Source organism: Micromonospora sp. DT227 (assembly GCF_049841835.1).
GTDB lineage: Bacteria > Actinomycetota > Actinomycetes > Mycobacteriales > Micromonosporaceae > Micromonospora.
The window spans coordinates 32,236-54,271 of sequence record NZ_JBNCLA010000015.1 but is presented as its reverse complement, the minus strand read 5'-3'; the positions used below and the strand labels follow the sequence as shown (position 1 = coordinate 54,271).

General features: G+C 72.3%; 13 protein-coding genes and 1 pseudogene. 5 read left to right on the top strand and 9 right to left on the bottom strand.

The features are described 5' to 3' along the window. Nucleotides 1–20 precede the first annotated feature (20 nt). Nucleotides 21–824 (top strand): DUF1206 domain-containing protein, encoded by an 804-nt coding sequence (locus ACLQ2W_RS31725; protein ID WP_425791310.1) that lies wholly within the window; start codon nucleotides 21–23, stop codon nucleotides 822–824. 44 nt (nucleotides 825–868) lie between these two features. Here ACLQ2W_RS31725 and ACLQ2W_RS31720 read toward each other — a convergent pair whose 3' ends face one another. Beyond that, entirely contained in the window at nucleotides 869–3,958 is a 3,090-nt protein-coding gene (locus ACLQ2W_RS31720) for a discoidin domain-containing protein (protein ID WP_425791308.1), read from the bottom strand. Nucleotides 3,959–4,167: 209 nt separating this feature from the next. On the opposite strand from ACLQ2W_RS31720, the pseudogene ACLQ2W_RS31715 reads away from it, so the two are divergent. Further along, nucleotides 4,168–5,511: pseudogene (locus ACLQ2W_RS31715) on the top strand (beta-1,3-glucanase family protein); the annotation flags it as partial. Nucleotides 5,512–5,843: 332 nt separating this feature from the next. Continuing rightward, complete coding sequence (locus ACLQ2W_RS31710) at nucleotides 5,844–9,209, top strand: CARDB domain-containing protein (RefSeq protein WP_425791306.1); 3,366 nt, start codon at nucleotides 5,844–5,846, stop codon at nucleotides 9,207–9,209. Between the two features lie 108 nt (nucleotides 9,210–9,317). Here ACLQ2W_RS31710 and ACLQ2W_RS31705 read toward each other — a convergent pair whose 3' ends face one another. Both ACLQ2W_RS31705 and ACLQ2W_RS31700 read right to left on the bottom strand, forming a co-directional pair. After that, on the bottom strand, nucleotides 9,318–10,142 hold the full coding sequence (locus ACLQ2W_RS31705) for a peptidoglycan-binding domain-containing protein (RefSeq protein ID WP_425791304.1): 825 nt from the start codon (nucleotides 10,140–10,142) through the stop codon (nucleotides 9,318–9,320). Nucleotides 10,143–10,249: 107 nt separating this feature from the next. Continuing rightward, a complete protein-coding gene (locus ACLQ2W_RS31700) occupies nucleotides 10,250–11,566 on the bottom strand; it encodes a family 43 glycosylhydrolase (protein WP_425791302.1) in 1,317 nt (438 codons plus the stop codon). Between the two features lie 182 nt (nucleotides 11,567–11,748). Here ACLQ2W_RS31700 and ACLQ2W_RS31695 point away from each other — a divergent pair, with 182 nt between their 5' ends. Further along, nucleotides 11,749–13,884 (top strand): discoidin domain-containing protein, encoded by a 2,136-nt coding sequence (locus ACLQ2W_RS31695; protein WP_425791300.1) that lies wholly within the window; start codon nucleotides 11,749–11,751, stop codon nucleotides 13,882–13,884. A gap of 51 nt (nucleotides 13,885–13,935) precedes the next feature. Here the strand turns inward: ACLQ2W_RS31695 and ACLQ2W_RS31690 are convergent, their stop codons facing one another. From ACLQ2W_RS31690 to ACLQ2W_RS31670, 5 genes are all read right to left on the bottom strand, one after another. Then, nucleotides 13,936–14,232 (bottom strand): hypothetical protein, encoded by a 297-nt coding sequence (locus tag ACLQ2W_RS31690; RefSeq protein ID WP_425791298.1) that lies wholly within the window; start codon nucleotides 14,230–14,232, stop codon nucleotides 13,936–13,938. 215 nt (nucleotides 14,233–14,447) lie between these two features. After that, a complete protein-coding gene (locus tag ACLQ2W_RS31685; protein ID WP_255562982.1) occupies nucleotides 14,448–14,582 on the bottom strand; it encodes a hypothetical protein in 135 nt (44 codons plus the stop codon). Further along, on the bottom strand, nucleotides 14,579–17,212 hold the full coding sequence (lanKC, locus tag ACLQ2W_RS31680) for a class III lanthionine synthetase LanKC (protein ID WP_425791296.1): 2,634 nt from the start codon (nucleotides 17,210–17,212) through the stop codon (nucleotides 14,579–14,581). Before lanKC ends, ACLQ2W_RS31685 begins: the two co-directional genes overlap by 4 nt. Nucleotides 17,213–17,441: 229 nt before the next feature. Continuing rightward, the gene (locus ACLQ2W_RS31675) at nucleotides 17,442–18,623 is read right to left on the bottom strand and encodes a carbohydrate-binding protein (RefSeq protein ID WP_425791294.1); all 1,182 of its coding nucleotides are present in this window, start codon (nucleotides 18,621–18,623) and stop codon (nucleotides 17,442–17,444) included. A gap of 19 nt (nucleotides 18,624–18,642) precedes the next feature. Next, the gene (locus ACLQ2W_RS31670; RefSeq protein ID WP_425791292.1) at nucleotides 18,643–19,914 is read right to left on the bottom strand and encodes a chitinase; all 1,272 of its coding nucleotides are present in this window, start codon (nucleotides 19,912–19,914) and stop codon (nucleotides 18,643–18,645) included. A gap of 278 nt (nucleotides 19,915–20,192) precedes the next feature. Here ACLQ2W_RS31670 and ACLQ2W_RS31665 point away from each other — a divergent pair, with 278 nt between their 5' ends. Then, complete coding sequence (locus ACLQ2W_RS31665) at nucleotides 20,193–21,485, top strand: cation:proton antiporter (protein ID WP_425791290.1); 1,293 nt, start codon at nucleotides 20,193–20,195, stop codon at nucleotides 21,483–21,485. Nucleotides 21,486–21,585: 100 nt separating this feature from the next. Here the strand turns inward: ACLQ2W_RS31665 and ACLQ2W_RS31660 are convergent, their stop codons facing one another. Then, a complete protein-coding gene (locus tag ACLQ2W_RS31660; protein WP_425791288.1) occupies nucleotides 21,586–21,999 on the bottom strand; it encodes a hypothetical protein in 414 nt (137 codons plus the stop codon). Nucleotides 22,000–22,036: the final 37 nt, after the last annotated feature.

The window sequence follows — 22,036 nt, the reverse complement described above, 5'->3', positions numbered from 1 at the left end:
CCACGGGTGAATGTCGGCGCATGTCATCGCTGTCCTCGCGGGCTCGCGGCACCGTCTCCCGCGCCGCTGACAATCCCACGCTGGAGCGTCTCACCCGGGCCGGCTTCATCGGCTACGGCATCCTGCACCTGCTCTTCGCCTGGGTGATCGTCCGGGTGGCATCCGGCGGGCCGGCCGCCGACGGCGACCAGTCGGGCGCCATGCAGGAGATCGCCGACGAGCCGTTCGGCCTGGTGCTCGTCGTGGCGATCGTCGTCGGGCTGGTGGCCATGGCGGTCTGGCAGGTGCTGGAGATGCTCCGGGAGCGCCGGCCGACCGAGCGGCTGGCGTCGGCCGGCCGGGCCGCGTTCTACCTCTACCTCGCGTTCAGCGGGGTGAAGGTGGTGCGCGGCAAGAAGTCGTCAAGCGCCGACACCCAGCAGGACACCGCCGAGGGTCTGCTCGCGTCGAGCGGCGGACGGATCGCCGTCCTCGTGGCGGGCCTGGTCCTGGCCGGGCTCGGGGGCTGGTTGGCGTTCGTCGGAGTCACCGGGCGCTTCGAGAAGCACCTGCGGGTCGGCGAGATGGCGGCGGCGACCCGGCGGCTGGTGCGCCGGCTCGGCACGGCGGGTTTCGTGGCCAAGGGGCTGGCGTACGGGATCGCCGGGGTGCTGTTCGTCCTGGCGGCGTGGCGGTACGAGCCGGACCGGGCGCGCGGGCTCGACGCGGCGCTGCGGACGCTGGCCGGCGAGCCCTACGGCACCGCGCTGCTGCTCGTGGTCGCGGCCGGCTTCGCGGCGTACGGGCTGTTCGCGGTGACCGAGGCGCGCTTCCGCAAGGTGTGAGCCGGGGCGCGCGCCGACACCGGCGCGCGCCCCCGCCCGTGCGCTCAGAAGCCGGTCAGCCCGGCGCCGTAGGGGTAGAGCGGATTGCCGTACGTCGTCGCCGGGGGCTGGCCGGCGTCGATCGCGGCCCGGATCTGCCCCCGCTCGGTCGCGGTCGCGCCCAGGTCGTACGGCAGGTCCCACGACTCGACCGCGTCGGTCGGGGTGTCGGTGCCGCCCGGACGCAGCACGTCGGAGAGGTTGCGGGGCAGTTGCCAGGGCAGCTTGCCGCGCGGCTGGTAGTCGCCGAAGAGCAGGCCGGCCAGGGCCGGGCCCATCTCCTCGCCGCCCCGGTAGGTGACCACGACGGCGCTGGCCAGGTCCCGCCACTCGGTGATGACGTAGGGCCGGGGCAGCACCAGCGCCACCACCACCGGGATGCCCCGGGCGCGGAACTTCTGGATCACCGCGAGCTGGTCCGGCGGCAGGTACGGCTGTTCCTTGGGCCAGTTGGTGGCGTGGGTGTAGGAGGCCTCGCCGACCGCGACCACCGCCAGCTTCGGGTTCGGGCTGTCGTCCTGGTGCACGGTCACCCCGGCCTCGGCGGCCCGGTCCCGGATGGCGTCCAGGATGGTCCGCGAGCCGTACTCGGCGTGGAAGAAGCTGGTCCACACGCAGCAGGAGCCGCCGTCGGCCGCCCGTGGACCGGCGACCACGATGTCGTCACCGGCGGCGAGCCGCACCGGCAGCGTGCCGGCGTCGTTCTTCAGCAGGGTCATCGCCTCGCGGGCGGCCTGGCCGGCCAGCGCCGTGTACGCCGGCTGGTGGAAGCGGTACGGGCCGTTGACCGGGTCGCCGTACGGGGCCTCGAAGATGCCGAGCTGGAACTTCAGCCGTAGCACCCGCCGGACCGCGTCGTCGATGCGCGACGCCGGCACGTTGGCCACGAAGTCGGCGATCGAGAAGCCGGCCGCGCCCGGGTCGGCGCCGCCCATCACGTCGGAGCCGGCCTTCGCCGCGCCGATCCAGGAGCCCGACGGCAGCCAGTCGGTGGTGATCAGACCCTGGTAGCCCAGGTTCTGCCGCAGGTAGGCGAGGATCTTGGCGCTGTCGCCGGCGCCGGGGCCGCCCGGGTCGAGCAGTGAGCTGCCCGCGTATCCGGGCATGATGTTGACCGCGCCGGCCTCCATGGCCGCGCGGAACGGGATCATGTGGTATTTGATCGTCACGTTGTCGTAGACGATCAGGGCCTCGCCGCCGGCGCCCTCGCCGGGCCAGTGCTTGACCGTCGCCAGCACCGAGTGCGGGTTCAGCTCCGGGCCGCCCTGGAGGCCGGCCACCAGGGCGCGGACCTGGGCCGCGGCGACCTGCGCGTTCTCGCCGTTGCCCTCCTGGATCCGGGGGTAGATCACCTTGGTGCCGACCTCGGCCAGCGGACCGAGGACGCCGCGGGTGCCGACCTCCAACTGTTCCCGCCGCTGCACGTCGCCGAGTTGGTAGTCGAGGGGGTAGTTCCTCGCCGCGGCCAGCGCGCTCTGCATCGGGTACGTCGTCTGGTAGCCGTGGATGGTGTCGCCCGCCGAGACGAACGGGATGCCCAGCCGGGTGCCGGCCGAGGCGAGCAGTTGGCTGTGCAGGTCCGCCGCCTGCGCGGGACCGAAGTGCCAACCCGATCGGGGGTACGCCTGGGCGTTGTAGAACAGCTGGTACGCCTTCTCCTCGGGCGTCATCCGGGCGAGCAGGTCGTCCACCCGGCTCGACACCGGCAGCCGCCAGTTCTCGTACGGTTCGATGGCGCCGCTGCGGTTGAGGTCGCGGGCGCCGGCGACGACGCCGATCCCGTCGGCGACGTTCTCCAGCACCGGCAGGTAGACGCTGAAGCGCCGGATGGTCGAGGTGACAGGCGTGCCGCCGACGGTGGTGACGTACCACTGGTAGGTCCAGCGGTCCGGCAGGTCCCAGCTGGGCGTGTAGGTCGTGCCGGTCGGCTCGGCGACCTTGGTGTAGAGGTCGAGCAGGTTGCCGGCGGCGGTGAAGTCGTAGTCGGTGCGACTGATGTTGATCCACACCTGGTAGCGGATCGCGCCGGCGACCGCCGCCCAGCTCAGCGCGGGCCGGCGGGTGGTGGTGACCATCGCCGCGTCGGCCGGCGCGGTCAGCGCGAACTGGTCGCGGGTCGCCGGCGGGCGGGTGGGGCCGGAGAGCAGCGGCGCGGTGGTGGCGGTGTCGTCGACGCCGCCGTACGCCTGCACCTCCCACAGCGAGTAGCCGTAGCCGGTGGCCCGGGCGGTGCCGTAGAGACGCAGGTAACGACCGGTGCCGGTGACGGTGAGCTGTTCGGTGCCGCCCCGGCCGGTGGTGGTGGCGTAGATCGTGGTCCAGGTGGCACCGTCGGCGGACGTCTCCAGGCGGTAGCCGGTGGCGTAGGCGGCCTCCCAGACGAGCACCACCCGGTTGATGGTGGCGACGCCGCCGAAGTCGATGCTCAGCCACTGCGGGTCGCTGCCGAACTGGCTCGACCAGCGGGTGGTGCTCCGCCCGTCGAGCGCGGCGGCGGGCGCGTTGCCACCCTCCCACGAGGACGCGGCGACCTTCCGGAACTCCGAGATGGGCCGGCCGATGGGCGGCGGGGTGGTGCCGATGCTGCCGAAGACCCTGAACTCCCAGAGCGAGTAGCCGTAGCCGGTGGCCCGGGCGGTGCCGTACATCCGCACGTAGCGACCGGTGCCGGTGACCGTGAGGGTCTGCGTGCCGCCGGTGCCGGCGGTGGTGGTGTGCACGGTGGTCCACGGTCCGGTCGGCGCGGCGGCCACCTGGATCTGGAACGCGGTCGCGTAGGCCGCCTCCCAGACGAGCTGTACCTGGTCGATGGTGGCGGTGGCCCCGAGGTCGACCTGGAGCCACTGCGGGTCGGCGAACGCGCTGGACCAACGGGTGCCGGCGTCGCCGTCGGTGGCGGCGGCGGCCGGGGTGGCGGCGCCCTCGGACGACGAGGCGGTGGTGGGGCGTCCCTGCGAGATCAGCGGCCCGGCCGCGACGGCGGCCGGGCCGGGCACGACGAGGTACGTGGCGAGGAGGGCGAGCAGCGCCAGCGCCACGCCGGCCGGGCGGTGCCGGCGGCGTACGGGTGCGGGCAGCGGTGGTGTCGCGGGCATGCGTGGCTCCCAGACGGTGGTGGTGGGGACCTTGCGGAGAGAGCGCCCTCGCACCCAGCGTCATCGACACTCTTCACTGAGTCAACGATGCGCGGAAAGTCCGGAAAAGATCATGGAGCGCCGGTTGTTCCTTGACAGCGACCGCGATCCGGGTCCACCCTCGGTGACCGAGAGAGCGCCCTCCGTCGGATCCACCGAAGGAGGCGTTCATGTCCCCCACCCCACCCGTCCCGCACCGGCTCGTGCCGGCCCGGCCCGCCCCCGGCCGCCCCGGGCGGCGGCTGCTCGCCGCCGCCGTCACCGCGCTCACCCTGCTCGCCGGCGGCATGCTCGCCGCCGCCCCCTCGGCGGACGCGGCCCCGGGCCTCGCCGCCTGCGGCGGCAACGTGGCCGCCGGCCGCCCGGCGGTCGCCTCGTCCACCGAGAGCGCCGCCTTCCCGGCCTCGGCCGCCGTCGACGGCAACACCGGCACCCGGTGGTCGAGCGCCTTCGCCGACCCGCAGTGGCTACGCGTCGACCTCGGCGCCACCCGGACCATCTGCCAGGTCACGCTCCAATGGGAGGCCGCGTACGCGGTGGCCTTCCAAGTCCAGGTGGCCGCCGCACCGGACGGGCCGTGGACCACCGTCTCCTCGACCACCTCCGGCACCGGCGGCACGCAGACCCTCGCGGTCACCGGCACCGGCCGCTACCTGCGGATGTACGGCACGACCCGGGCCACGCCCTACGGCTACTCGCTCTGGGAGGTGGCGGTCGCCACCACCGACGGCTCGACGACGCCGCCGACCACCCCACCGCCGACCGGCGGGTTCTGGGGTGACACGACGAGCATTCCGCCGGCCCGCAACGTGCTCACCGTCAAGGTGCTCAACCGGACCAACGGCCGCTACCCCGACAGTCAGGTCTACTGGAGCTTCAACGGGCAGACCCACTCCATCGCCGAGCAGCCCTACCTGGACATGCCGGTCAACTCGGCCGGTCGGATGTACTTCCGGCTCGGCTCGCCGACCAGTCAGTACAGCGACTTCATCGAGTTCACGGTGGGTACGAACCAGTTCAACGGCAACACCACCCGGGTCGACGCGTTCGCGCTCAAGCTGGCGATGCGGCTGCACGCGCGCGACGGCTACGACGTCGCGGTCGGCGAGAACGAGGCGACCTTCGCCGAGGACCGTTCGGTGACGTTCCAGCGCTTCACCGACGCGGTGCCGGCGGAGTTCAAGCACTTGGCCAGCATCGAGGCGCCCTACCGGATCCCGGCGCCGGGCAGCTCGCCGCAGTTCCGGGCCGGCGGCCAGTACGCCGGCTACTTCACCGCGTACGCCACCTCGGTCGGGCTGCCGGCGGCCACGTCGGACATCTTCGGCTGCGCCGGCCGGTTCGCCGGTGACCCGACCGGCTGCGCCGCGCTGAACCGGCACACCGCGCAGCTCCCCCGGGCGCAGTGGGAGGACCCGACCCGCTTCTACCAGCAGTCGCCGGCCAACTGGTACGCGAAGTTCTGGCACGACCGCGCCATCAACGGCCGCGCCTACGGCTTCCCGTACGACGACGTCGCCGACCAGTCGTCGTTCGTCTCGCACGGCGACCCGCAGTGGTTGATCGTCGCCGTCGGCTGGTGAACGCGTGACGGTTCCGGAGCCGCCCGGGGCGGCTCCGGAACCGACGCGAACGACCCGGCGCCGATGGCGCCGCCGCTCCCGCTCCGTGGTCTTTCTTCCTCCGCCCCGTTGACGTGTCGGTCATCCGTCTGAAACATTGACGGCCATCCTTGCAAAAACTCGCTAGAGAGACGCAAGAACGTAACGGCACCACGGAAGAAGCCAAGAATCGCATCAGTGTGATGCGAGCGGCCCGCCCCCGCACCCACGGATCGAAGGACCCGATGACACCGAAGAATCACCGCCGACGGCTCGTCAGCGGGCTCACCGCAGCCCTGCTGACCGGCCTGTCGGCCCTGGCACCCACCCCGGCGGCGGCAGCCGGCGGCGCGAACCTCGCCGCCGGCAGGGCCGTGTCCACGAGCGGCTCGGTCGAGAGCTACGTCGGAGGCAACGTCACCGACGGCAACCAGCAGACGTACTGGGAGAGCCCCGCCCAGGCCTTCCCGCAGTGGGTGCAGGTCGACCTCGGCAGCAGCGTCGCGGTGGACCAGGTCAAACTCAAACTGCCGGCGTCGACGGCCTGGGCGACCCGGACCCAGACGCTGGCCGTGCAGGGCAGCGGCGACGGCAGCACCTTCAGCACCCTCTCCCCCTCGGCGGGACGGGTCTTCGACCCGGCCTCGGGGAACACGGTGACGATCGACTTCACCGCCGCGACCGTCCGCTACCTACGGTTGACCATCACCGGCAACACCGGATGGCCCGCCGCCCAGATCGCCGAGCTGGAGATCTACGGCGTCGCCGGGCAGGGCGGCGGCGACCCGGGCACACCGTCCGGCACCAACCTGTCCGCCGGCAAGCCCGTCGACGCGTCCTCCTCGGTGTTCACGTTCGTGGCCGCCAACGCCACCGACAACAGCCCCACCTCCTACTGGGAGTCGAACGGTCTCCCGGCGACCCTGACGGTCAAGCTGGGCGCCGACGCCGACGTCACCGGGATCGTGGTCAAGCTCAACCCGGACCCGGTCTGGGGCGCCCGCACCCAGACCATCGAGGTGCGGGGACGCGCCCAGGGCGCCACCACGTTCACCACCCTGAAGGCCGCCGCGGCCTACGGCTTCGACCCGTCCGGCAACCGGAACTCGGTGACCATCCCGGTCACCGCCCGGGTGGCCGAGGTGCAGCTCAGGTTCACCGGCAACACCGGAGCTCCCGGCGCGCAGGTCGCCGACCTCCAGGTCTTCGGCGGCTGGGCGCCGAACCCGGACCTGGTCGTGACCGCGGCGAGCTGGACCCCCACCGCACCGAGTGAGGCCACGCCGGTCAACCTGAGCGCGACGGTCCGGAACAGCGGCAGCGCGGCCGCGGCCGGCACCAAGGTCGACTTCAGGCTCAACGGCGGCGTCGTCGCCAGCGGCACGGTCGGCTCGCTGGCCGCCGGGGCCAGTGCCACCGTGTCGGCGACCGCGCCGGCGCAGGCGATCGGCAGCTACACCCTCGTCGTGGTCGTCGACCCGGCCGACACCGTCGCCGAGCAGAACAACGACAACAACAGCTTCACCGCGTCCGCGCCGCTTGTCGTCGGCCAGGCCCCCGGCCCGGACCTCCAGGTCGTCGCCATCACCAGCAACCCGCCGAGTCCCGCCGTCGGCGCCACCGTGACGTTCTCCGTCAGCGTCCGCAACCGTGGCACCAGCGCCGCCGCCGCCAGCGTCACCCGGCTCGTGGTCGGTGGCACCACCCTGAACACCGCCACCGGGGCACTGGCCGCCGGAGCGACCGCCACCGTGGCCGTGACCGGCAGTTGGACGGCGACCGCCGGCGGCGTGACGCTGACCGCGACCGCCGACGTCACCGGCGTCGTCACCGAGACCAACGAGACGAACAACTCGCTGTCGCAGTCCATGGTGGTGGGACGCGGCGCGGCGGTGCCGTGGACGGAGTACGAGGCCGAGGCGGCCCGCTACCAGGGCACCCTGCTGGAGGCCGACCCGCTGCGCACCTTCGGCCACACCAACTTCGCCACCGAGTCGTCCGGCCGCAAGTCGGTCCGGCTGACCAGCACCGGCCAGTTCGTCGAGGTCACCTCCACCAGCCCGGCCAACTCGATAGTCGTCCGCAACTCCATCCCCGACGCGCCCAACGGGGGCGGGCTGACCGCCAGCCTCAGCCTCTACGTCAACGACACGTTCGTCCAGAAGCTGACGCTCTCCTCCCGCAACAGCTGGCTGTACGGCACCACCGACGACACCGAGTCGCTCTCGAACACCCCGCAGGCGAACGCCCGGCGGCTGTTCGACGAGTCGCACGCCCTGCTCGTCCAGTCGTACCCCGCCGGCACCCGGTTCCGGCTGCAACGCGACGCGACCGACACCGCGTCGTTCTACGTCGTCGACCTGATCGACCTGGAGCAGGTGGCGCCGCCGGCGAGCAAGCCGGCGGAGTGCACCTCGATCACCGCCTACGGCGCCGTCCCCAACGACGGGATCGACGACACGGCCGCCATCCAGCGGGCCGTGACGGACGACCAGAACGGCGTCATCGGCTGCGTCTGGATCCCGGCCGGCCAGTGGCGGCAGGAACAGAAGATCCTCTCCCCCGACCCCAACCGGGGGCAGTACAACCAGCGAGGGATCCGCAACGCGACGATCCGGGGCGCGGGCATGTGGCACTCGCAGCTCTACACCGAGACCGAGCCGCAGAACGTGGTGGGCAACATCAACCACCCGCACGAGGGCAACGTCGGCTTCGACATCGACGACAACACCACCATCTCGGACCTGGCCATCTTCGGCATGACCACCAACCGCGCCAACCGCGGGCACGGCCTGAACGGACGGTTCGGGAAGAACACGAAGATCAGCAACGTCTGGATCGAGCACGTCAACGTGGGCGCCTGGGTGGGCCGCGACTACTCCGACACCCCCGCCTACTGGAACCCGGGCGACGGGCTGGAGTTCACCGGGATGCGCGTCCGCGACACCTACGCCGACGGGGTCAACTTCTCCAACGGCACCCGCAACTCACGGGTGTTCAACTCCTCCTTCCGCACCACCGGCGACGACTCGCTCGCGGTGTGGGCCAACCCCCGCGTCAAGGACGCCGCGGTGGACGTGGCACACGACAACCGCTTCCTCAACAACACCGTGCAACTGCCGTGGCGGGCGAACGGCGTCGCGATCTACGGCGGTTACGGGAACACGGTGGAGAACAACCTGATCTCCGACACCATGAACTACCCCGGGATCATGCTGGCGACCGACCACAGTCCGCTGCCGTTCTCCGGCACGACGCTGGTGGCCAACAACGGCCTCTACCGGTGCGGTGGCGTGTTCTGGAACGAGGACCAGGAGTTCGGGGCGATCACCCTGTTCCCCGCCAGCGGCGACATCACCGGCGTCACCATCCGCGACACCGACGTCATCGACTCCACCTACGACGGCATCCAGTTCAAGAACGGCGGCGGCAGCATGCCGAACGTCACGATCAGCAACGTCCGCATCGACCGGTCGAACAACGGCGCGGGCATCCTCGCCATGAGCGGCGCCCGGGGCAACGCCACGCTGACGAACGTCACCATCAGCAACTCCGCCGACGGTGACATCGTCCGGCAGCCCGGCACCACGTTCACCATCACCGGCGGCTGACGCCTGTCGCACCGCCGACGGGCGGCGGGGTGGTCCGGGCGCCGGTCGGCGCCCGGGCCACCCCCGTTCCGTACCCCGTCAGGTCGGGGTCGGCCGGCGCCCCGCGGCTCAGCGCGCCCGCTGGTACTCCTCCCAGGTGCGCTTCGGGCTGACCACCGGGCCGTCGTCGGGTCCCCGGTTGGCCAGTCCGTTACGGCCCAGGTAGTAGTCGCCGGCCTGGTTCTGGGCACCGGTCGACTGGTCGGTGTCGGCCAACGCGATCGCGTGGATGTGGTATCCCCAGTCGCCCTGGTCCGGGGTCCGGTACCAGGCGGCGAAGCCCACCGTGCGCAGCCGGCGCAGCACGTCGGTCCGGGTCGCCGACGACAGCCCGCTGACCGAGATGTCCAGCGCCCCGCCGCCGTCGTGGGTGCCGGCGGAGGCGCCGACGCCCGTGTTGTAGGAGCCCTGGGTGAGGCCGAGCTGACGCCCGAGCAGACGTTCCGCCTCCAGCAGCATCGACCGGGTGCGGGTGTTGACCTGCACCCCGCGCATCGTCACGATGCTGCCGGGTGAGATCGACCGGACCACGGTGTAGCGTCCGTCCCCCAGCGACCGCAGCGAGGACGGGCCCGGCAGGCCGGTCGCGTCGAGGCCGGTGTAGCCGAGCGAGCGCTGGTACGCCGCGTACGCGGCGACGGTGCTGGTGCCGAAGTGCCCGTCCACGTACGTCGCGGCCAGCAGCCCCCGGGCCTGCAACGCGCGCTCCACCAGCAGGACGCTGTCCCGGGCACCCTCGGTGAGCGCGGTGTCCGCCCGGCGCGGATCGATCTGCGCTGCCTTGATCAGGGCTTCCATGTCGACCTCGGGCAGTGCGGCGCCGGCACGCAGCGGTGTGCCGGCGCCGACCGCCACCGCCGCCGCCGAGACGAGCAGGCTCCTTCTCGTGATCACGTGGCCTCCGTACGGTGTCGGGATCGGGCCGCCCGGCCGGGCGGCCCGGAAGGCACGGCGAAACCCGAGGGCTCCCGCCCCACGAACGGCTTCACCCGCGCCGACGATCAGGCGATCTCCAGGTAGTCGAGTTCCGCCCAGCGGCTGCGCCGGGTCAGGCGCAGCGTGTTCCACCCGGCGTTCAGCGCCACGTCCGCGCGGACCTGTCGCCACGTCTCCCACCCGGTGTCCGGGTACGCGAGCACCTGCGCGCCACCGCCGTTGACGGTCAGCGTGTGCTCGGCGTCGCCGTAGCCGGCGGAGTAGCCGACGTACGCGGTGTAGCCGCCGGCGCGCGGCGCGAAGACGCTGACCTCGACCCAGCTGTCGGCGTAGTCGAGGTAGGCCGCCACCTGTCCCTGCGAGGCGGTCGTGGTGCTGCGGACGCCGCAGTGGTTGAGCGTGCCCCGCTCGGCCTCGTAGCGCACCCGGCTGCCCCGCACCACCGGGTTGTCCCCGGCCCAGCCGAGGTCGGCGACGTACATGCCGCGCGCCGAGTAGTCGTTCACCCAGCCGTGGAAGACCAGCCGGTCGCCGCCGGCCTCGCGCACCACGTCCGCGCCGCCCGGCCCGCGTACGGCGCCGTCGAGGCTGGCGGTGGTCAGCAGCGACCGGTACGCCTTGGTGTACGGGCCGGCCAGCGACGTGGCGCTGGCGTAGCTGGTCTGGTAGCCGTCGCCGCCGTACCCGCCGAGGGAGTAGAAGAGCACGTAGTACGCGCCCACCCGGGTCAGCACCGGCGCCTCGATGACGCCCGCCTCCTCGGCGCGGCCGCTGCGCAGCAGTTCCACCCGGCCGCCCTGGAGCGTCACCCCGTCGGCGGCGACCGCCTGCGCCCACAGGCTCGTCGGCTGCCCGATCGCGTTACCGTCGTCCTTGTAGAGCAGGTAGCGCCGGCCGTCGGTGTCGACGAAGCTGGACGGGTCGATGTCACCGCCCTCGGCGGCGTCGCAGACCAGCGGGCCGGAGCCGACCGGGGCGAAGGGGCCGAGCGGCGAGGTCGAGGTGGCCGCGCCGATGCACTGGCGGCCGGCGGCACGGCTGCGTGCGGTGTAGTAGAGCAGGTAGGTGCCGTCGGCCCGGCGGGACACGTCCGGCGCCCAGGTCAGGCCGCCGGAGGCCCAGGCGCCGAGCGTCGGCAGCGCGTCGGCGCGTCGGGTCCACGGGCCGGTGAGCGCCGACGCGGTGGCGACCGGCACGTTGCCGTTGCCGTTGTTCGTCGAGTAGGCGTGGTAGGTGCCGCCGACCTTGAGGATGTCGGGGTCCGGGAAGTCGGTGCCGAGCACCAGGGACGGCGCGGTGGTCGCCGCGCTCGCCGGCGTGGCGACGAGCACGCACGACGCGGCGACGAGCACGGCCAGCAGGTGGGCGAGAGTGCGACGCATGTCCACATGCAACCACAGATGTCGATGCCGTGGCGCGGTGGCGGTGTGGTTCCGGAACTGCCGGATTTCCTTGACACCCGCCTGTCGCGCGCCGAACCTGGTCACCAGGGAGCGCTCTCCATCGCTGGTCACGGCCGATCAGCGAGCCATTCTCCGGCCACCGCCCGCTCCTGGAGACGCCCATGCAACCCGTCCGCACCGTCGACCCGCCGACGCGTACCCGTCGCCGCCTCACCGCCGCCGCCCTCGCGGCGACGCTCGTCGCCACCCTGACCGGCCTCGCCGCCGGCCCGGCCCAGGGCGCCGACCCGCTGCTGTCCCAGGGCCGCCCGGTCACGGCCTCGTCCACGCAGAGCGCCGCCTTCCCCGCCTCGGCGGCGGTGGACGGCGACTCCGGCACCCGGTGGTCCAGCGCCGCCGCCGACCCGCAGTGGCTCAGCGTCGACCTGGGCGCCGCCGCGACCGTCAGCCAGGTGGTGCTCGCCTGGGAGGCCGCCTACGCCACCGCCTACCAGGTGCAGGTCTCCGCCGACGGCGCGACCTGGACGACGCTGCGCGCCGTCACCGGCGGCGACGGCGGCGTCGACACGCTCGCGGTCGCCGGCACCGGACGGTACGTGCGGGTCACCACCACCGCCCGGGGCACCGCGTACGGGGTCTCGCTCTGGGAGTTCCAGGTGTTCGGCACGCGCGCCGCCACCGGGTGCGACACCACCGGCAACGCCGCGTTGAACCGCCCGGCCACCGCCTCGACGACCGAGAACGCCGCGCTGCCCGCCTCGGCGGCGGTGGACGGCAATCCCGGCACCCGCTGGTCCAGCGCCGCCGCCGACCCGCAGTGGCTGCGCGTCGACCTCGGCGTCGAGCGCGCCGTCTGCCGGGTCGACCTCACCTGGGAGGCGGCCTACGCGACGGCGTACCAGGTCCAGCTCTCCACCGACGGCGCCACCTGGACCACCGTCCACGCCACCACCACCGGCGCCGGCGGCGGCCAACAGCTCACCGTGACCGGTACCGGCCGCTACCTGCGGGTCCTCGGCACCGCGCGGGCCACGGCGTACGGCTACTCGCTCTGGGAACTCGCGGTCCGCACCACCGGGGCGACCCCGACAACGCCGACGACACCGCCACCGTCCGGCGGCGACGTGCTGCTGTCCTACGGCAAGCCGGCGGTCGCCTCGTCCTACCAGGACGACGGCGCCTGCTGGCAGTGCTCGCCGGCGCGGGCGTTCGACCTGGACCCGGCCTCGCGCTGGGCGACGAGCCCCACCACCGGCTGGGTGGACCCGGGTTGGATCTACGTCGACCTCGGGGCCACCGCGACCGTGCACCGGGTGGTCCTCCAATGGGATCCGGCCTACGCCAGCGCGTACCAGATCCAGACCTCGACGGACGCGACCACCTGGACCACCGTCTACCGCACCACGACCAACCCGGGCTTCCGGCAGGACCTCACCGTTACCGGCACCGGTCGCTACGTGCGGATGTACGGCACCGCGCGCAGCAACGGCTACGGGTACTCGCTGTGGGAGTTCCAGGTGTACGGCACCGGAGGCGCCCCGACCGCTCCCCCGGCCCGACCCGCCGACCCCACGTTCCCGGCCACCACCCTCGTCTTCGCCGACGAGTTCGACGGACCGGCCGGCGCCCGGCCGGACGCGGCGAAGTGGACCGTCGACCCGGGCACCGGGCAGAACAACGAGTCGCAGTACTACACCGACAACGCCAACGCGGCGATGAACGGCGCCGGCCAACTCGTCATGGAGGCCCGGCGGGAGAACGCCGGCGGACGCGCCTACACCTCGCACCGGATGAACACCGGCGCCAGGTTCCAGGTGCAGTACGGCCGGATCGAGGCGCGGATCCGGGTGCCCAAAGGCAACGGCCTCTGGCCGGCGTTCTGGATGATGGGCGGGGACTTCCTCACCGGCCGGCCGTGGCCGTACAACGGCGAGATCGACATCATGGAGATTCTCGGCCGCGACACCTACCGCAGCTACACCACGCTGCACGCGCCCGCCTACAACGGCGGGGGCGGCTACGGCCAGGAGCACGTCTGGACGGTCGACCTGTCCGCCGACTTCCACGTCTACGCGGTCGAGTGGGACAGCCGGGGCATGCGGTTCCTCGTCGACGGCACGCAGGTGTTCTACGCCAGCAAGGAGACGGTGGAGACGACCCGCGGCCCGTGGGTGTTCGACCACCCCTTCTATCTGATCCTCAACCTGGCCGTGGGCGGCGACTGGCCCGGCCCGCCGGACGCGTCGACGCCGTTCCCGGCGCGGATGCTCGTCGACTACGTGCGCGTGTACAAGTGACCTGCGGGGGCGCGGGCCGGTCCGGCCGGCCCGCGCCCCGTCCCGTCGCGGCTAGGCGTGGGCCGGCTGGACGGCGACGTGGAAGTTGAACACCGCGCCGTTGCGGGTGAGGACGAGATTCCACTTCCCGCCGTTGCAGCCGGCGTTGAACCGGTAGCTGGTGTCCCGGTTCCACCGGCCACAGCCGAGCATCGTGACCGTGACCGGGCCGGACTGCTGGAAGGCCAACTGCGGGACCGGAGGATCGGCGACGACCACGTCGGGTGGCGTCTCCAGGGACGGGAACGGCACCGCCACCGTCTCGATGACGGCCTGCGACGCCCAGTTGAAGTCGACCTCGAACGGCATGTCCGTCTCCCTGTCCGGAGTGCCACGCCCGCCGGCCCGTCGCGGCGGCACGTCGGCGGGCCCATCATCGACCGGCCCGGACGCCGGAACGCGCGCACTGTCCGTGCCCGGACACTGGCGGTCAGGCGACAGCGACGGCAACGGCTCCCGGGGGTGACCCGTGCGACGGTCGTCCCCGGGAGCCGGTCAGCCGGGCGTGGACCCGGACGAGGCGGCTAGTCGCCGCAGCCGACCCACACGCTGTACGTGCTGTAGTCCCGGCAGTAGAAGTAACTGAAGGTGCTGGTGGGCGCCTCGGGCGCGGGCTCCTGCTCGACAGTGACGCCCTGCAGGTTCAACAGAAAGTTCATCTCATCACCCCCCTCCGCTCTCGTCGCGGCACCGTCCCGCCGAGAAACGGCAGGACGGGGACAGGTTCACGCTGCGCGGCGGCCCAGAGCACGAGGAGGACGCCCGCCGCGCCGGTGGCCAGATCGGTGGACAGCCGTTCGAGCTGGTCCCCGGGGAAGGCGAGACCACCGCGATAGGCCACGGCGTGCCAGGAGAACGCGGCCACGTGCCGACGTACGAGGTCGGCGACGGTCATGCCGCCGCCGTCCGCGGCGACGACGGGAACGTCGGACCGGTCCAGGCCGAGCAACAGGGCGAGCAGTCCGGCCCGCCCGTTGAACAGGCCGGACTGGACCGTGAACTCGGCACACGCCGCGCGGGTCAGCTCGCCGAGCACCGTCCCCAGCTCGTCACTCGGACGATGCCGAAGGAACTCCCGCAGCACCATCGCCATGCCGGCGCTGCCGGCGGCGAGGTAGGGCAACACGCGCCACCCGTCGTCCACCTGACGCGACCCGTCCGGCATCAGGACGCAGCGGCCCAGGTCGTGCCGCAACCAGCGCTCCGCCGACTCCAGGTGGGCGCGGTCACCGGTCGCCTCGAACAACCTGACCGACAACAGCGCGACGCCGCTGGCTCCCCGCAGGAGGCCGGCGGCCGGACGGTTGCCGGCGGCGGCCCGGCCCGCGTCGCGGTCGTCGAGCCGCGACGCGATGTCCAGCGCGGCGGTCGTCCAGCTCCGGTCACCGGTCGTGGTGGCGAAGTGCAGATAGTTGAGACCGATGCCGGCGAGCCCGTCGAACAGGTGACTGGACAGCAGGTCCAGCCCACCGGCCCGGGGCGTGCGGTCGAGCAGGGTCAACGCCTCCTCGTGCCGGCCCAGCCCGTCGAGGGCGTGGCACACGCCGTGCAGACCGTCGTAGAAGCCCGGTGGCAGCGCGCTCCGCTCGTCCCGCACCCGGCGGACGAGCCACTCCTCGTGCTCGGGGAACCGTCCGACCCCCGTCCGGTGCAGGACGTGCAGCACACCCGCCGCGCCGTAGGCCAGTCCGAGACCGCCGACCTGGAACTGCTCGATGTCCCCCGGGAACAGCCGGTCCGGCCGCCCGGGGGTGGCGGTGGCGAGAATGCCCGTCGCCAGGGCGGCGCGGACGCGGGTGACCGGCGCCTCCGGCGTGTCCAGGTCACCGGGGAGCATCTCCGGCGACGCGGCGGACACCGCGCCCTGGTCGTCCCCGGCCGGGCCGAGGTTGGCCATCACCTCGGGCCCGAACCCGGCGGGAAGGCCGAAGCGCCGCATCGCCGCGGTGACGAGTTGCGCGGCCTTGCCCGGCGCGAGCGGCAACACGGCGGTCAGCGGAAGGAACATCGACAGTTGCAGGCACCCCAGCGCGTACCGGTCCGCGGCGACTCCGGTGCGACCGTCCGCGGCGACGTAGCCGGGCGCGCCCATCGCGGGCCGGGCGCCGTCGTCCACCCCGGTGGCGAGCTCGAAGTCGATGAGCCGGACCGCGCCGTCCGGTTGCACCATGACGTTGTGCGGATGCAGGTCGCCGAAGACGACCCCGCGACCGTGCAGGTCCGCGAGGACGTCACCCACCTTGCCCAGCACGTCGAGCGCCCACCGGACGTAGTCCCGGATCTCGTCCTGACCGGCGCCCGCCCGGGTGAGCGGGTACCGCGCGCTGAACTCGCGACCGAGCGTCCGCCCCTCGATGAACTCCTCGGCGAGGAACACGTGCTCCCAGCAGGTGAACTTCTCGTACAGGGCCGGGACGCAGGGCAGCCCGCGCAGCCGGGCCAACATGTCGGCCTCGCAGTCGAGTCGGTGCACCGCGTCCCGGCCGAGCCCGTCGATGCCGGCGTGCGGTCGGCCCTCCCGCAGCACGACCACCCGGTCCGTTCTGACGTCCCGGGCCCGGTAGACGCCGCCGCCGTTGGAGAAGTGCAGCACACCCTCGATCTCGTACGGGAACTCCTCGGGTCGCGTCTCCTGCCGGCCGCGCTCGTCCACCGCCGGCCGGAGGAAGGCCGGGACGTCGACCCAGGCGGGCACCGAGAAGGCGGGTTCCCGCCGGTCGGGCACGAGCGTGCCGTCCGGCTGCCGCACCGCGAGAACCCGCGAGCCGTCGGCCGTCGTGACGCGGCGGGGCGCGAACCCGCCGAAGCGCACGAACAGTGGGCCCCGGTCCCACCGCAGATCGCTGAGGATGTACGGGCCGGGTTCCCCGTCGAGCCGCGCGCCGAGCCCGCGGAGCGCGGCCTCCAGCTCGTCGGTGTCCTCGGGATAGATCGTGATGAACTTGCCGCTGGCCGCCCGGTCCGCGTACTTCGAGTTGCGCAGGGTCAGGTCGAGCTCGGTGCTGAGAAATTTGTACGCGAGTTGCGCCCGCTGGCAGTACGTCCAGACGGTGTCGAGAATCCGTGCGGCGTTGTCCAGCGTCGCGGACACGTGGATCTTCCACCCCTGCGTCGCGACGAGGCCCCGTGGCGGTGTCACCATCGTCCACCCGTCACGGGTCGACAGGTTCCATCCCGGCCCGGTCCGCAGGTCCGTCCCGAAGCGGTCCCGCCGGGGGGCGCCGTCCGCACCGGGTCGGTCGTAGAAAGTCGGATCGGCGATGCGGTAGTACTGATACCGGTTGTCCATCGGCCCTTCACTACGTCAGCCACGGCTCGCACCAGCATCGTGAGCCCTACGCGGCGCCTGAGCGGGTTCGACAGCGATCGTGGCACACGGTCACATGCTTCGATACCCCAGAAAGTGACGCCGCTGGTCGGAAGCGGTGGTCCCCGCACCGGGGTCCGCGACCGGCGGGTGAGGTCTCCGGTTTCGGGTTCCGCCTGGTCGCGGAACCGTCCACCGGAGACCTCCGGGCCTAGAAGCCGGCGGAGATGCGGCTGAACTCCCAGTCGCTCTGGGCGATGCCGCTGCAGGTGGAGACCACGCCCCCGCCGGCGCAGCCGCGATCGCGGTTCACCGCCCAGAAGGTGAACCGGGCGAGGCCGCTGCTCCTGGCGTAGTCACGGATCCGCGTCCAGGTCTCCGGGGTGGTGACCTCCTGCTGGTCGGACAGACCGTTCATGCCGGAGATGCCCATGTGGGCGTAGGCGGTCTGGTCGTTCCAGCCGAACGTGGACTTCAGTTGGTTCTTCAGGCCCTCCGCGGCGTTGCGGGTGCTGGTGTACATGTCGCTGCCGCCGCCGAAGTCGAACGGCATGATGGTGAAGACGTCCACGTTGGCGTTCAGCGCCCGGGCCTGGTTGATCAGCCGGACGCCGTGCGCGTTGGGGCCACTCGTGGTCGTCCCGAAGGTGAGGATCGTGGTGACGCCCGGGTTGTTGCGCTTGATGATGCCCAGCGCGCTCACGATGCGGTCGGCGACCACGTAGTTCTCGAACTCGTCGTAGTTCTCGATGTCGATGTCGATGGCCTTCAGACCGAAGGTGTTGATGACCTTCTGGTACGCCCCGGCGAGGGCCTCCGGGGTGGCGCAGTTCGGGCCGAGCTTGTTGCCCTGCCAGCCGCCGATCGACGGGACGATCGTCGCGCCGGCCGCCTTGGCCTGGTTGATCCAGGACTCGTGGACGCCGCCGGTCAGGCCGCCCTCACCGTCCCAGACCGGGTTGCAGCCGTTGGCCAGCACGAACGCGACGGTGAACGCGCGGACGCCCTGAGCGGTGATGGTCGAGGGCGCCGGCGGGTTGCCCCAGCCGGGGTAGACGTAGGGCGACGCGGCCATCTTGCCGGCCGGCGGCGGGTTGGTCGGGCCGGTGGGTGGCGGGGTGGTCGGGGTGGTGCCGCCGCCGCACGCGCCCTGGTTGGCCCAGACGTCCCACTGCCCGCTGTGCGTGGCCGGGTTCTCGTTCTGGGTCCACCACTTGGCCTGGTAGTTCACGCCCTGGTAGGACGCCTGACCGCCGCTGACGTACACGGCGGACGACGACCAGGCCGGGTAGCAGGCCACGGCCGCGCTCGACGTGGACATGGGGACGATCGCGATCGCGGTGGCGGTGACCGTGACGGCGGCCAGAGCCAGGATCTTCTGCCTGAGTTTCATGACACGCTCCTGCGGGGGTTCAGGGCAAGGTGGTGAGGTGCGGGCGGACGGTGTTGGCGAATCCGTTGCCGTTGGTGACGTCCCAGTTGATCGACCACGTCATGGCGCCACGGATTCCGGGGTAGGTGCGCGGCGGCTTGACGGAGCCGCAGTTGGTGCCGCGGGCGAGGCAGTCGAGGGCCTGGTTGACCACGGAGGGGTTGACGTAGCCGCCACCGGCCGCGCTCGGCGCGGCCGGCAACCCGAGGGACACCTGGTCCGGCCGGAGCCCGTTCTCGAGCTGGATGCAGGCGAGCGCCACGAGGAAGTTGACCGACCCCTGGCTGTACGCGGCGGTGTTGTCGCAGCCGAGCATCGCGCCGGAGTTGTAGAACTGGGTGTGGACGACGGTCAGGATGTCCTTGATGTTCAGCGCCAGCTGGAAGTACTGGCCGCCGGTGCTCTGCATGTCGATCGTCTGCGGCGCCATCGTGATGATCAGGTTGGCGCTCGTCCGGTTGCGGATGTCGCGCAGCGCCTGGGCCATGTACGTCGCGTTGACGCCGTTCTCCAGGTCGATGTCGACGCCGTCGAAGCCGTAGGTTCCGATGAGGCCGACGATCGAGTTGGCGAAGTTCGTGGCGGCGCTGGAACTGGCGACCGAGATGGTGCCGCGCTCGCCGCCGACCGAGATGACGACCTTCTTGCCCCGCGCGTGCAGGGTGGCGACGTCGTTCTTGAAGTCGGCGTTGGTGTAGCCACCGAGCGAGGCGCTCAGGCCCGCGTCGATGCCGAAGGACACCGCGCCCGGTGTGCTCGTCGCGTCGGCGAACGCGACCGCCACCAGGTCGTAGGAGGCCGGCACGTCACGGAGCCGGATCTCCTGGGCCGGGTTGTCGAAGTTCTGCCAGTACCCGGTGAGGAAGTGCTTCGGTAGCTGACCGTTGCCGGTCGGCGGAGGCGTGGTGGGTGGCGGGGTGGTCGTGGGCGGCGGGGTGGTCGGGGGTCGCGTGGTGGGCGGCGGCGTCGTGGTCGGGGGTGACGTGGTCGGCGGCGTGGTGCCGCCGCAGGCGCCCTGGTTGGCCCAGACGTCCCACTGCCCGCTGTGCGTGGCCGGGTTCTCGTTCTGGGTCCACCACTTGGCCTGGTAGTTGACGCCCTGGTAGGACGCCTGACCGCCGCCGACGTACACGGCGGACGACGACCAGGTGGGGTAGCACGCGGCGGCCGCGGAGGCGGACGACGCCAGATAGGCGGTGGCGGCGCCGGCGGCCAGGACGGCGGCCAGGGCGAGGACGACGGGGCGGCGCATGGGGTGGGCCTTCCGGAGGGGACGGAACCGAGGACCCAATTATTAGGAGTGTTAACAGTAAAGGTCCAGAGTTAGACCACCTTGAATTTTTCGTCGAGAGGTGCCAAGGCCCGTCGGCACGCTGGCCGCCGCCCGCACACCCCTCCCGCGAGCCTTCCCGATCCGGTGGTCCGACGCCTTGAGTGATCTCCACGAATTTGGGAAGGTCGATGCGTCGGTGACCGCTCCGCCGCGGCGTTTCCCGTCCGCGTCCGCGCGGCGCATCGAAAGGACTCCTGGTGGCCATACCGGTCGCACCTCTCGGCACCCATTCGCTGCTGATCTTCCTGCTCCAGGTGGGCATCCTGCTGGCCGCCGCCGTCGCGCTCGGGCGCCTCGCGGTACGCGCGGGCATGCCCTCGCTGGTTGGTGAACTGACCGCAGGCGTGGTGCTCGGTCCGTCGATTCTCGGCGCGGCCGTGCCCGACCTGTCCCGATGGATGTTCCCCGCGCAGTCCGAGCAACTGCACCTGCTCGACGCGGTCGGTCAACTCGGCGTGCTTCTCCTGGTCGGCCTCACCGGCATGCACCTGGACCTCGGGCAGCTACGCCGCGGCGGTGGCGTGGCCGCCAGGGTCAGCATCGGAGGGCTCGTCGTCCCCCTGGCGCTCGGCGTCGGCCTGGGCCTGCTCCTCCCCTCCAGCGTGCTCCCGGCCGGCACCGACCGCCCGGTCTTCGCTCTCTTCCTCGCGGTGGCGATGTGTGTCAGTGCCATCCCGGTCATCGCCAAGACCCTGTGGGAGATGCGACTGCTGCACCGCGACATCGGTCACCTGATCATGAGCGCGGCCATCGTGGACGACGTTGTCGGCTGGCTGCTGCTCTCGGTCGTGGCCGCGATGGCAGCCGGCAGTCTCGGCGGCCTCGACGTCGCCCTCGCGGTCGGCACCGTGGTCCTCGTCGTCGTGGTCGCCCGGTGGCTCGCCCGGCCGCTCGTCGGCGCGCTGCTGCGGCGGGTACGAGCCGGTGGAGAGCCTGGCCCCACCGTCGCGTCGGTGGTGGTGATCCTGCTGCTGTTCGCCGCCGCCACCCACGCGCTGCACCTGGAGCCGGTCTTCGGCGCCTTCGTCGGCGGTCTGGTGATCAACGGCTGCGCCAGCCTGGACCGTGCGGCGCTTGCCCCGTTGCGGCTGGTCGTGATGAGCGTGCTGGCGCCGCTGTTCTTCGCCACCGTCGGCCTCCGTAGCGATCTGACCGCGCTGGCCCGGCCCGCCGTGCTCGGTGTCGCCCTGCTGGTGCTGGCCGTGGCGGTCGTCGGCAAGTTCGTCGGCGCGTACGTCGGGGCCCGGGCCGCCCGCCTGGGCCACTGGGAGGGCCTCGCCCTCGGCGCCGGCCTCAACGCCCGAGGCGTCATCGAGATCATCGTCGCCACGGTCGGGCTGCGCCTCGGCATCCTCGACACCGCCATGTTCACGGTCATCGTGCTGGTCGCCATCGTCACCTCGGTGATGGCACCGCCCGGCCTGCGCTACGCGGCCGCCCGGCTGCCCGCGTCGGCGCGGGAACACCGTCGGGCCGAGGCGTTGAGCTGATCTCCGCCCGTCACGCCGTGGAAGCCCGGCCGTGGGCACCACTGTCGGCGCGCCGTCACCTCCCGACGTCGCCGGCGATCCGGGGCGGCGCGCCTCCGGGTTACGGAGCTTGGGTCCTGGCGCGCAGTCGGTCGACGGCGGCGCGGATCATCACGCTGTACGGGTCGTCGCCCAGCGCCGACCGGGTGGCGTCGGCGTGGTCGAGGTGACGGCGGGCGGCGGGGAGGTCGCCCAGGCGCAGGTGCGAGGCAGCGAGGTTGAGGTGCAGCGAGGGATAGAACGGGGCGGCCGACGGGGACGGGGCGGTGTCCGCGTCGGCCAGGGCGCGCTCGTCCCAGGCCAGTTCGTCGGCCGGGTCGGGGCTGAGGTCGGCGATGTGGTGGGCCAGGACGCAGCGGGTCAGCGGATCCGACGACGCGGCCCACTCGCTGATCAGGCGGTCGCGGGAGACGTCACCGCCGCCGACCAGAGCGGCCGCCCGGGCCAGCTCGGTCCTCACGTCCGCCTGGTGCACACGGTGACTCTAGCCGGGACGCCGGGCGGTGGCAGTG

Excerpts from the sequence above, each read along its gene's own strand:
- ACLQ2W_RS31675 (WP_425791294.1), bottom strand. The coding sequence starts at position 18,623 with ATGAAACTCAGGCAGAAGATCCTGGCTCTGGCCGCCGTCACGGTCACC.
- ACLQ2W_RS31720 (WP_425791308.1), bottom strand. The coding sequence starts at position 3,958 with ATGCCCGCGACACCACCGCTGCCCGCACCCGTACGCCGCCGGCACCGC.
- ACLQ2W_RS31725 (WP_425791310.1), top strand. The coding sequence starts at position 21 with ATGTCATCGCTGTCCTCGCGGGCTCGCGGCACCGTCTCCCGCGCCGCT.
- ACLQ2W_RS31670 (WP_425791292.1), bottom strand. The coding sequence starts at position 19,914 with ATGCGCCGCCCCGTCGTCCTCGCCCTGGCCGCCGTCCTGGCCGCCGGC.
- lanKC (WP_425791296.1), bottom strand. The coding sequence starts at position 17,212 with ATGGACAACCGGTATCAGTACTACCGCATCGCCGATCCGACTTTCTAC.
- ACLQ2W_RS31690 (WP_425791298.1), bottom strand. The coding sequence starts at position 14,232 with ATGCCGTTCGAGGTCGACTTCAACTGGGCGTCGCAGGCCGTCATCGAG.
- ACLQ2W_RS31710 (WP_425791306.1), top strand. The coding sequence starts at position 5,844 with ATGACACCGAAGAATCACCGCCGACGGCTCGTCAGCGGGCTCACCGCA.
- ACLQ2W_RS31695 (WP_425791300.1), top strand. The coding sequence starts at position 11,749 with ATGCAACCCGTCCGCACCGTCGACCCGCCGACGCGTACCCGTCGCCGC.
- ACLQ2W_RS31685 (WP_255562982.1), bottom strand. The coding sequence starts at position 14,582 with ATGAACTTTCTGTTGAACCTGCAGGGCGTCACTGTCGAGCAGGAGCCC.
- ACLQ2W_RS31700 (WP_425791302.1), bottom strand. The coding sequence starts at position 11,566 with ATGCGTCGCACTCTCGCCCACCTGCTGGCCGTGCTCGTCGCCGCGTCG.